Genomic DNA, 11,011 nt, shown 5'->3' with positions numbered 1-11,011 from the left:
TCGAGCCGATGTCGGACGTACGGGTCGTGGTCATGGACTGCACGGAGACCGGGGCCCCGCCGCCGACCGCGACGGAGCCGACCTGGATCTGCCGGCTCCTGCGGCGCTCGGCGACCGGCCGGGCCGGTACCTCCGGCAGGCCGAGGGAGACTGCGGTCACGGCCTCACTCCCGGTTCCCGGAGACCGTCTCGCGCATGGCGCGCAGCGACTCCTTGAGCGAGCCCATGGTGGCGAGGACGGCGGTCGGCTCGTAGCCGCAGTGCGCCATGCAGTTGGCGCAGCGCGGGTCCTTGCCGCGGCCGTACTTGTCCCAGTCGGTCTCCTCGATCAGCTCGCGGTAGGTCGGCACGTACCCGTCGCTCATCAGATAGCAGGGGCGCTGCCAGCCGAAGAGCGAGTAGTTGGGGATCGCCCACGCGGTGCAGGGGAAGTCGACCTTGCCCTCCAGGAAGTCCAGGAAGAGCGGGGAGTGGTTGAGGCGCCACTTCCTGCGGTTGCCGCCCGAGAACGCCTTCTTGAACAGCTCGCGGGTCTGCTCCACGCCCAGGAAGTGCTCCTGGTCGGGCGCCTTCTCGTAGGCGTAGGCGGGCGAGATCATCATCTCGTCCACCTTGAGGTCGTCGTTGAGGAAGTTGAGGACCTCGATGATGGTCTGCGGGGTGTCGGTGTTGAAGAAGGTGGAGTTGGTGGTGACGCGGAAGCCGCGCCGCTTGGCCTCCTTGATGGCGGCCACCGCCTCGTCGAACACGCCCTCCTTGGCCACGGACTCGTCGTGCCGTTCGCGCAGTCCGTCGATGTGCACGGCGAAGGCGAAGTAGGGCGAGGGCGTGAACTTGTCCATCTTCTTGCGCAGCAGCATGGCGTTGGTGCAGAGGAAGACGTACTTCCTCTTGGCCACCAACTGCCGTACGATCTCGTCGATCTGAGGGTGCATCAGGGGCTCGCCGCCCGCGATGGACACCATCGGCGCACCCGACTCCAGCACCGCGCCGACGGCCTGGGCGACCGGCATACGCTGTTTGAGGACGCCCGCCGGGTGCTGGATCTTCCCGCAGCCCTCGCACTTGAGGTTGCAGGCGAAGAGCGGCTCCAGCTCAACGATCAGCGGGAACTTGTCCCGCTTGCGCAGCTTCTGTTCGGCGAGGTATGTAGCGACCTTGATGGACTGGCGCAGTGGCATGGCCATTCGGCTCACCTCCGGGGGAGCAGCACATTACGATGCCATTCGAAAAACGCGGGCAGTACGGAACGAAGGACACGGAAAGCCGATATTCCACCGCGGACCGTGCCGATCCGGACGAGTTCATGTTCAGGAGCGTCCACGACCACCCGGACGGCCGCAACCGGGCGCTCGCCGGTGCGGACGGCGCTCAGCAGGGTGGCCGCCGACTCCATGTCGACCGCGATCGCGCCCTTCGCGAGCAGGTCGGCCCGCTCATGGCCGCGGACGACGTGGTCGGAGCCGGTGACGGGGCCGGTGTGGACGGTGCGCCCGGGAAGCGTGCGCACGAGTTCCTTGACGAGCAGTTCGGTGCCGACGCACGGGACGGTGCCCCGTGGGTCGCGGGTCTCCTCGGCGACCACCAGATCGCCGGGGTGCATGCCGGGGGCGAGTCCGGCGCAGAAGCCCGTGGCCAGCACGGCGGCGCCGCCGAGCACCGGGTCGGCGAGGACCCGGGTGACGGAGCGCTCGGCCGCCTTCGGCCCCATGCCGGAGCGCAGGACGGTGACGGGCCCGGCGGCCTCGCCGCGGTCGCCCATGCGCAGCGCGAGGTGCTCGATGCCGAGCGCGCAGGCGATCAGCAGCGGTGCCGGAACGGGCGGTCTGGCCATCAGCCCCCCTCGGCCTCGGCGGGAGCCGCCCCGGTGGCGGGCCTGTCGGCGAAGGGTTCGCCGTGGACGTACCGGCCGAGCGCGGTGAGCGGGAAGACCTGCCGGTAGAGGTGGTAGTTGATCGAGAAGTCCCAGGGGAAGCCGGTGCCGGTGAAGCACGGCTCGTCCCAGGAGCCGTCCTCGCGCTGGGTCTCCACCAGCCAGGCGACGCCGCGTTCGACGGCCTTGGAGTCCTTCTCCCCGGCCGCGAGGAGCGCCATCAGCGCCCAGGCGGTCTGGGAGGCGGTGGAGGCGCCGCGGGCGCTCCAGCGGGCGGGGTCCTGGTAGGAGCGCAGGTCCTCGCCCCAGCCGCCGTCGTCGTTCTGCACCCGCTCCAGCCAGCCGACCGCCCGGCGGATCGCGGGATGCCGGGCGGGCAGTCCGGCGGCCGTCAGCGCGGGCACCACCGACCCGGTGCCGTAGACGTAGTTGACGCCCCAGCGGCCGAACCACGAGCCGTCCGGCTCCTGTTCGGCCAGCAGCCAGGCGATGCCGCGCCGGGTACGCGGATCGTGGGAGAGTCCCTCGACGGCGAGCATCTCCACGACGTGCGCGGTGACGTCCGCCGACGGCGGGTCGATGACCTCGCCGAAGTCGCAGAACGGCAGCCGGTTGGGGAACCGGCTGGTGTTGTCGACGTCGAAGGCGCCCCAACCGCCGTTCCTGGACTGCATGCCGAGGTTCCAGCGCACACCGCGTGCGATGGCCTTCTCCGTACGCTGCGGGTCGTGGTGGGCGACACGGCGCAGCGCGAGGACGACCTCGGCGGTGTCGTCGATGTCGGGGTAGTTGTCGTTGTGGAACTCGAACGCCCAGCCGCCCGGGGGCAGTTGGGGCCTGCGCACCGACCAGTCGCCGGGCCGTACGATCTGCTCGCCGAGCATCCAGTCGGCGGCCTTGACCAGTTGGGGATGGTCGGCGGGCACCCCGGCGTCGGCCAGCGCGATGGTCGCGAGACAGGTGTCCCACACCGGGGACTGGCACGCCTCGATCATCCGGGAGCCATCCTCGCGCCATACGGCGTACCGGTCGAGGGACTCCAGTCCCGCGCGCATCACGGGGTGGGCGAGGTCGTAGCCGAGCAGATGCAGGGCGATGATCGAGTACACGGCGGGCGGCTGGATGCCGCCCCAGGCGCCGTCGTTCTCCTGCCGCTCCACGATCCAGCGGGCGGCGGAGTTCAGGGCGGCCCCGCGCAGCCGGCGCACCGCGACCGTGCGATAGCCGCGCACGACCTTGTCGAGCCGCTGGAAGAGACCGTCCCAGGTGTGCAACGGGGCCAGCGGGCGGGGCGGGTTGGGCAGGTCGGGGTCGGTGTGCAGCTCGTCCAGCGGGAAGGGCGCCGGGCGTACCGGGCGCTTGGCCGAGACGACGGTGAGCGGGACGATCGTCTGCCGGGCCCAGCAGCCGAAGTTGTAGATGCTGAGCGGGAACCACTTGGGGAAGTACAGGAGTTCCGGCGGGAGTTCGGGAAGGTCCTCCCACTTCCACCAGCCGAACAGGGCCAGCCAGATCCGGGTGAAGACACGGGCGGCGGCGATGCCGCCCCGGTCGCGGATCCAGGCGGCGGCCAGGGCCATGTGGGGGGCCTCGGGGGCGTCGCCGGCCAGGCGCAGCGCGACGTACGCCTCGACGGTGGCGGAGAGGTCCGGCGGTCCGCCGTGGAAGGTGGCCCAGGTGCCGTCCTCCCGCTGCCGGCCGCGGACGAAGAGCGCGGTGGCCTGTGTCGTGGCGTCGTCACGGATGCCGAGGAACTGGCGGAGCAGCAGGTCCTCGGCGTCCATGGTGACGTTGGTCTCCAGGTCGCCCTTCCACCAGCCCTCGGCGTCCTGACGGGCGAGCAGATGGGCGGTGGCACGCTGGACCGCGCGTACGGCGGCTTCTTGTCCCCCGGCCGCCACGGGGATGGTGATGTCGGTGTCGGTGGCCGCGGCAGCGCGGGGCGGCAGGGCAGCCCCGGTGCTTCCGTCGGTCGTCGCTGTCATGGCTTCCCCTTCGTGCAGTGTGCATGTGGTGACTCTGCTGTGGGTCCGCCGTCGGCCGGTGCGCCTCTCGCCTCGCTGCACCGGCCGGCGACTACGCGAGGACTATTCGACCGATAGTGATCATCTCTTTCGTACGACGACGAAGTCGGCGAGCGCCGTGAACCGGTCCCGCACCTGCTCGGGCATGTCCACGGCGTTCAGGGCCTCGAGGGCGACGGTGTGCTGGCGGCGGGCCTCGTCGGCGGTCCACTCACGGCCGCCGGCCTCCTCGATGAGCGCGGCGCGGGCCGCGAACTCCTCCTCGGAGAAGGTCGCGAAGTCGCTGCTCTTGGCGTCGGCCGCGAGGATCTCGCCGAGCCGTTCGGAGGCGGGGCCGTCCGCCGCGAGCGCGGCCACCACCGGCAGGGACTTCTTGCGCTGGCGCAGATCGCTCCAGGTCTGCTTCCCGGTGGCCTCCGGGTCGCCCCAGATGCCGAGGAGGTCGTCGACGGCCTGGAAGGCCAGGCCGAGGTGGTAGCCGTAGCGCTCCAGGGCGTCGGCGGTGCGGTCGTCGGCGCCGCCGAGCACGGCGCCGATGGAGCTGGCGCAGGCCAGCAGGGCGCCGGTCTTGTTGCCCTCCATCTCCAGGCACTCCTCGACGCTGACGCGGTCGCGGTGCTCGTAGGAGATGTCCTGGGCCTGGCCGTCGATCAGGGCGCGGCTGGCGGTGGTCAGCCGGCGGGTGGCGCGGCCGGCCTCGACGGTGCCGAGTTCCAGCAGCACCTCGTTGGCGAGGGCGAACAGGGCGTCGCCGACCAGGATGGCCTGGGCGGGGCCGTGCACCTTCCAGACGGTGTCGCGGTGGCGGCGCTGTTCGTCGCCGTCCATCAGGTCGTCGTGCAGCAGGGAGAAGTTGTGGACCAGTTCGACGGCGACCGCGCCGGGCACCCCGGTCTCGGGGGCGGCGCCGGTGACCTCGGCGGAGAGCACGGCGAGCGCGGGCCGTACGGCCTTGCCGCCGTCGCCGTCGGTGGGCCTGCCCTGGGCGTCGATCCAGCCGAAGTGGTAGGCGGCGACCGTGTCCATGGGCGGCGCGAGCCGGTCGACGGCCGCCCGGAGCACCGGAGTGGCCAGGGTGCGGCCGCGCTCCAGGAGCGCGGCGACGTCCACCGCGGTCCTGCGAGCGGCCGGCGAGGCCGGTGGCACAGTGGGCACAGTTTCTCCTCTTGTAGCGGTACCGGAGGGGGTGCGGGGGTGTGCCGAGCCGTGCTGATCGAGCATCAGGCCGCCTCCTCGACAGCGAAGAGGTGGGTAGGTCGGGGCCGGCCGAGGGCGTTCAGGGCGGCGTCGGCCGCGCTCACGCCGCTGCGGACCGCACTCTCCATGGTCGCGGGCCACCCTGTGGCGGTCCACGCACCGGCCAGGTACAGGCCGGGGGCTCGGGTGCGGGCGCCGGGCCGCAGCCGTCCGACGCCGGGGGTGGGGGCGAACGTCGCGGTGCGCTCCCGGGTCACGAAGAAGTCCCGCACCTCGGCGTCGCGGGTGCCCGGCACCAGCTTGCGCAGTTCGGGCAGATAGCGGGCGCGCAGGTCGGCGACGGGCAGGTCGATCTCGTCCTGGGCGGCCGACTGCGACACGGCGAGGTACTGGCCCTCGCGCAGTCCGGAGGCGGCGGTGCGGTCGAAGACCCACTGCACGGGGGTGCCGAGCGCGGCGAGGAAGGGCGCGCGCAGCACCGGGCGGTCGTAGACGACGTGGACGTTGAGGATCGGGGCGGTGCCGATGTCCAGCAGCCGTTCGGGGGCGTCGAGGGCCCCGGCGGGCAGCAGGTCGTACGTCTCGCGCTGGGGTACGGCGAGGACGACGGCGTCGGCGGTGAGCGTCTCGCCGGGAACCTGAACGTTCCAGCAGCCGTTGTCGGTGCGGGAGAGGGAGGTGACGCGGGTGCGGGTCTCGGTGCGTACGCCCGCGGAGTCGAGCGCCTTGCGGGCCAGGCGGTCGTGCAGTTCGCCGAGGGGCACGTGCGCCCAGCCGATGTCGGCGGCGCCGGGGTCGGAGAGCAGACCGGTCTTGAACACCATGGCGGCGAGCGCCAGCGAGGAGTCGCCGGCGACGGCGTTGAGGGTGGCCACCCCGACCAGGTCCCACAGGGCCTCGACGGCGCGTGCCGACTGGCCGTGCGCGGTCAGCCAGCTCCCGAAGTCCTGGTCGTCGAGGGCCGGGTCGGTGAGGTCGAGCGCCTTGAGGGCGAGCGCGGCGCGGCCCACCCGTGCGCGGTCGGCGAGGGAGAGATGCGGGTAGGTCGCGAGGCCGCGCCCCAGGTGCAGGGGGACGGGCAGCGGGTCGCGCCGCAGCCGGCCGAGCCGCCGTCCCTCGGGGCGGTCCACGTCGACGACGGGCACGTCGAGCCGGGGTTGCAGGGGGGCCAGCGCGCTGCCCTCGATGCGGTCGAGGAACCAGCGGTAGGCGGTGCAGCAGCGCAGATAGACGTGCTGGCCGTTGTCGACGGTCAGCTCGCCTCGCTGGAAGGAGAAGGCGAGGCCGCCGAGCCGGGGCCGGCCTTCGAGCAGGGTGACGCGCACACCGGCGTCGGCGAGCGCGAGCGCGGCGGTGGCACCGGCGAGCCCGCCGCCGACGACCACGGCGGTGCGGCCCGCCCGCTGGGGGGCGTCCGGGAGCGGCGCGTGGCTCATGGCGTCCCCTCCCCCGTGTCCGGTCCCAAACGATGCGCGGGCCGGCCGTGATGATTGAAGGCTGCACGGCCGACCGTCGCAGTCAGGGACGCCGTGCCGGTCCGGAGGGTTGCGTGCCGCTTCCCGCCGGTTCGTCCGGCCCGGCCGGCCGGTACGGCTTTGTCTCCCGTGGCGTCCATCAGGCGTGCCTCCTGACGGTCCGCCGGGAGGCGTGCCGGGCGTCCAGGCCCGACAGGCCGCGCACGGCGACGTACGCCTTCTCCGGGCCGGGCAGCGAGACCCGGCCGCGCAGGACGGCCTCGGGGTCACGCTCGATACGGTCCAGAAGGCGGCGGTAGATGCCGGCCATGGCGGCGACACAGGCGCCGCTGCGCCGGTCGAGCATGGGCAGCAGCCGGTAGCCCTCGGCGAAGAGGGTGCGGGCCCGGCGCACCTCGAAGTGCACGAGACCCGCGAAGTCGGAGCCCTCCGGCGGCTTCGGCCCGTCGAACCCGGCCGAGCAGCCGAACTTGGCGAGGTCGTCGGCGGGCAGATAGGTGCGCCCGCCGGTCGCGTCCTCGCGGACGTCGCGGAGGATGTTGGTGAGCTGGAGCGCGAGCCCCAGCGTGTCGGCGTACTCGGGGGCGCGCTCGGCGCCGCGCGCGCCGGGTTCGGTGCCGAAGACGCCGAGCGAGAGGCGTCCGATGGCGCCCGCCACACAGCGGCAGTACGCCTTCAGGTCGTCCCAGGTCTCGTAGGTCTCGCCGCGTACGTCCATCAGCACGCCGTCGATCAGCTCGTCCAGGCCGCCGAGCGGCACCGGGAAGGCGCGGGCGGTGTGGGCGAGGGCGACGGCCACCGGGTCGGTGTCGTCCTCGTCGACCTCGCCCTCGCGGACCCGGGTGAGCAGGGCGCGGGTGTCCTCCAGGCGCGCGATCTTGACCTCGTCGGCCAGGGCGCCGTCGCCGATGTCGTCGACACGGCGCGAGAACGCGTACAGCGCGGACATCGCGCGGCGCTTCGGTGTGGGCAGCAGCCTGATGCCGTACGCGAAGTTCCGGGCCTGCTGCCCGGTGACGGCCTCGCAGTAGCTGTAGGCGGCGAGTACCGGCGCGGACACGTGCGGTGACGGCTCCACGGTCCGGATCACCCCTCTCCTCGCAGGGTCACGCCCACCTCACGCAGCAACCGGAGCTTGCCGGGCTTGGGCGGGCCGGGAAGTACGTCGAATCCGGCGGCGGCGATCGCGTGGATCGCCGCCCGTCCCCCCGCCACGAACCCCGCGAGCAGCAGTCGCAGCCTGCCGTGGACGCTACCCACGAGGGGGGCGCCTTCATTCAGAAGGCCGCCGGCGCGTTGCGCCTCGTACGCGACCAGCGCGCGCACCGATGCGCCGGCGCTGTCCGCCGCGAGGTCGGACTCGCCGACGTGGAAACGTTTCATGTCCTCGGCGGGCAGGTAGACGCGGTCACGGCCGAGGTCCTCGGACACGTCCTGGAGGTGTTCGACGATCTGGAGGGCGGTGCAGACCGCGTCGGAGCGGCGGACCCGCTCGGGGGTGGCGGTGCCGGTCACGGCGAGGACCAGCCGGCCGACCGGGTTGGCGGACAGCGCGCAGTAGGCGGCGAGGTCGTCGTAGGTCTCGTAGCGGGTGACGAGCTGGTCCTGGCGGTTGGCGGCGATCAGGTCCAGGAACGGACCGGGGTCGAGGGAGCGGCGGCGGACCGTCGGCCGCAGCCGGCGCAGCAGGGGGTGGCGGGGCTCGCCGTCGAAGACCCGGAGCAGATCGGCCTCGAAGGCGTCCAGCAGGACCGTCCGGTCGTCGGCGTCGGCGGGGGCGACGCCGAGCAGCCGGGCGTCGGCGCCGCCGGGGGCGAGGTCGCCGTCACCGATGTCGTCGACCAGCCGGGCGAAGCCGTAGACCGCCATGAGGTCGTCGCGCCAGGCCCTGGGCAGGAAGAAGGGCGCGACGGGGAAGTTCTCGTCGGCGGCCTTGGCGAGGGTGCCGCGCTCCGGGTCGCCGGTGCGGGGGGCGGCGGGCGCCGTCACCGGGGACTGCCCGGGGCAGGGACGGCGCACGCTGCGTTGAGCTGGGGAGTTTCCGTAGCCATTGCCGTCACATCTCCCGTTCTACACCGCCGACCCAAGACACACTATTTCGGACACGCCCGCCCGGCCGTCCCGGCGGAAGGTGTCGCGCATTATCGCCCTACTTGACGTGATTCGGGACCTGTACAGCTTACGTTGTACAACGCAACATGGTTCGTGGGGGTGTCCCGCGCATCACAAGAACACACCAATTGGCGCCAAGATTCCGAAGCGCGGCCGGAGTTGACGTTTCCTTTGCAGACGCCGGGCCCCGCCGGACAGTTCCGGCAGGGCCCGCGCATGTCGCCGCCTACTTGCCGGTGAACTTCTCGTACTCCTTGAGGACCTCTTCGGTGGGGCCGTCGAGGCGCAGTTCGCCGCGTTCCAGCCACAGCACGCGGTCACAGGTGTCGCGGATCGACTTGTTGCTGTGACTGACCAGAAACACCGTGCCCGCCTGCTTGCGCAGCTCCCTGATGCGTTCCTCGGAGCGCTTCTGGAACTTGCGGTCGCCGGTGGCGAGGGCCTCGTCGATCATCAGGACGTCGTGGTCCTTGGCGGCGGCGATGGAGAACCGCAGCCGGGCCGCCATGCCGGAGGAGTAGGTGCGCATCGGCAGGGTGATGAAGTCGCCCTTCTCGTTGATGCCCGAGAAGTCGACGATCTGCTGGTAGCGCTCCTTGACCTGCTCGCGGGTCATGCCCATGGCGAGCCCGCCGAGGATGACGTTGCGCTCGCCGGTCAGGTCGTTCATCAGGGCCGCGTTGACGCCCAGCAGCGAGGGCTGGCCGTCGGTGTAGACCCGGCCGCTCTCCGGCGGCAGCAGACCGGCGATCGCGCGCAGCAGGGTGGACTTGCCGGAGCCGTTGGAGCCGATCAGACCGATGGCCTCGCCCCGGTAGGCGACGAAGGAGACGCCGCGCACCGCGTGCACCTTGCGCACCCCGCGCGCCTCGTCGCCCGAGCCGCGCTTGACGATCCGGCTGAGGGCCGCGGTGGCGCTGCCCTTGCCGGTCCTGGCGCCGTTGACCCGGTACACGATGTGCACGTCGTCGGCGATGACGGTGGGGACGCGCTGTCCCGGAAGCTGCTCAGCCACGGCCGTACCTCTCCTCCGCCTTCCAGAAGTACAGGAAGCCGCCGACGGCGAACAGCAGGGCCCAGCCGACCGCGACCGCCCAGACGTGGTCCGGGAGGTTCTTGGAGCCGTACTCCTCGATGAGCGCGTAGCGCATCAGGTCCATGTAGATGGCGGCCGGGTTCCACTGGAGGACGTTCCCCACCCACGCCGGCTTGTCCGCGAGGAAGACCGGGATGGAGAACATCACGCCGGACGCGTACATCCAGGTCCGCATCACGAACGGCATGAGCTGCGCGAGGTCCGGGGTCTTCGCGCCGGCCCGCGCGAACACCAGCGCCAGACCGGTGTTGAAGCAGAACTGGAGCGCGAGGACGGGGACGATCAGCAGCCAGGAGGCGTCCGGGTAGCTGCCGAAGCCGATGACGACCAGGAACAGCACGATCATCGAGTACAGGAGCTGCTGGAGCTGCTGGAGCGCGAAGGAGATCGGCAGCGAGGCGCGCGGGAAGTGCAGGGCGCGGACCAGGCCGAGGTTGCCGGAGATCGCCCGGACCCCGCTCATCACCGAACTCTGGGTGAAGGTGAACACGAAGACACCCGTGACCAGGAACGGGATGTACACGTCCTTGGACATCCCGCGGCTGGCGTTGAGCAGCACGCCGAAGATCATGAAGTACACGAACGCGTTCAGCAGGGGCGTGGCCACCTGCCAGAGCTGGCCGAGCTTGGCCTGGCTGTACTGCGCGGTCAGCTTGGCCCGGGAGAACGCCAGGATGAAGTGCCGGCGTCCCCAGAGCTGGCGGACGTACTCCCGCACACGGGGCCGGGCGCCGCTCACGGACAGCCCGTACTTGGCGGCCAGCTCCGCGGCCGTCAGGCCCTCGTCGGGCGACGGGGGCGCGCTCACCGCGACTCCGCCGTCATGCGTTGTCTCACTCACAAGTAGGAAACTTTCGTCTTCGCGATGCGCAGCCTTGACGGGGCTGGCATGAGCCGGGGGGCCCGCCGAACGTCCCGGGGAGCCCTCAGGGACGAGCTTGTCAGATCACCGGGGGCCGGCCCAGTCGGGTCAGCCGCCACACCGTACGCCACTTCATGGGCCTGCGGGGACCGCAGGGTGTGGTCCAGCCTTCCCGGAAGCCGCCCCACCACGCCCGCAGCGCCGGCCCCGAGGGGCGCCGGGCCAGGGTGAGCAGCAGCCAGACCCCGAGATAGACGGGGACCAGCGGGGCGGGCAGGTTGCGGCGGGCCAGCCAGACCCGGTTGCGGGCCACCATCCGGTGGTAGACCGCGTGCCGGGAGGGCGCCGTCGTGGGGTGGTGGAGGACCATGT

The 11,011-nt window shown here is 71.9% G+C and carries 10 protein-coding genes and 2 pseudogenes; all 12 read right to left on the bottom strand.

Annotation, left to right across the window (positions count from 1 at the left end; all coding sequences use genetic code 11):
* Positions 1–160 (bottom strand): annotated as a pseudogene (locus tag G6W55_RS35830) (4-hydroxy-3-methylbut-2-en-1-yl diphosphate synthase); the annotation flags it as partial.
* A gap of 4 nt (positions 161–164) precedes the next feature.
* Complete coding sequence (gene hpnH, locus G6W55_RS35825) at positions 165–1,187, bottom strand: adenosyl-hopene transferase HpnH (protein ID WP_030790811.1); 1,023 nt, start codon at positions 1,185–1,187, stop codon at positions 165–167.
* Positions 1,188–1,192: 5 nt separating this feature from the next.
* Complete coding sequence (locus G6W55_RS35820; protein WP_175524808.1) at positions 1,193–1,834, bottom strand: 1-hydroxy-2-methyl-2-butenyl 4-diphosphate reductase; 642 nt, start codon at positions 1,832–1,834, stop codon at positions 1,193–1,195.
* Complete coding sequence (gene shc / locus G6W55_RS35815) at positions 1,834–3,858, bottom strand: squalene--hopene cyclase (RefSeq protein WP_175524807.1); 2,025 nt, start codon at positions 3,856–3,858, stop codon at positions 1,834–1,836. The genes G6W55_RS35820 and shc overlap by 1 nt, the downstream gene beginning before the upstream one ends.
* A 120-nt stretch (positions 3,859–3,978) precedes the next feature.
* A complete protein-coding gene (locus tag G6W55_RS35810) occupies positions 3,979–5,043 on the bottom strand; it encodes a polyprenyl synthetase family protein (protein WP_175524809.1) in 1,065 nt (354 codons plus the stop codon).
* A gap of 74 nt (positions 5,044–5,117) precedes the next feature.
* Entirely contained in the window at positions 5,118–6,530 is a 1,413-nt protein-coding gene (gene hpnE / locus G6W55_RS35805) for a hydroxysqualene dehydroxylase HpnE (RefSeq protein WP_175524806.1), read from the bottom strand.
* Entirely contained in the window at positions 6,527–6,709 is a 183-nt protein-coding gene (locus G6W55_RS39655) for a DUF6380 family protein (RefSeq protein ID WP_354753541.1), read from the bottom strand. The genes hpnE and G6W55_RS39655 overlap by 4 nt, the downstream gene beginning before the upstream one ends.
* Positions 6,709–7,659: a presqualene diphosphate synthase HpnD gene (hpnD, locus tag G6W55_RS35800; RefSeq protein WP_175524805.1), complete on the bottom strand. Its 951-nt coding sequence runs from the start codon at positions 7,657–7,659 to the stop codon at positions 6,709–6,711. The genes G6W55_RS39655 and hpnD overlap by 1 nt, the downstream gene beginning before the upstream one ends.
* A complete protein-coding gene (hpnC, locus tag G6W55_RS35795) occupies positions 7,656–8,558 on the bottom strand; it encodes a squalene synthase HpnC (RefSeq protein ID WP_175524804.1) in 903 nt (300 codons plus the stop codon). The genes hpnD and hpnC overlap by 4 nt, the downstream gene beginning before the upstream one ends.
* A gap of 349 nt (positions 8,559–8,907) precedes the next feature.
* A complete protein-coding gene (locus tag G6W55_RS35790; protein ID WP_030790832.1) occupies positions 8,908–9,696 on the bottom strand; it encodes an ABC transporter ATP-binding protein in 789 nt (262 codons plus the stop codon).
* Positions 9,689–10,618, bottom strand: a complete 930-nt coding sequence (locus G6W55_RS35785) for an ABC transporter permease (RefSeq protein WP_175524803.1) — start codon at positions 10,616–10,618, stop codon at positions 9,689–9,691. Before G6W55_RS35785 ends, G6W55_RS35790 begins: the two co-directional genes overlap by 8 nt.
* 100 nt (positions 10,619–10,718) lie before the next feature.
* Positions 10,719–11,011, bottom strand: a pseudogene (locus G6W55_RS35780) (glycosyltransferase family 2 protein); the annotation flags it as partial.

It is taken from the genome of Streptomyces sp. CAI-85, assembly GCF_013363615.1.
GTDB classification, from domain to species: Bacteria; Actinomycetota; Actinomycetes; order Streptomycetales; family Streptomycetaceae; genus Streptomyces; species Streptomyces antibioticus_B.
This window is presented reverse-complemented; position numbering and strand designations above follow the sequence as displayed.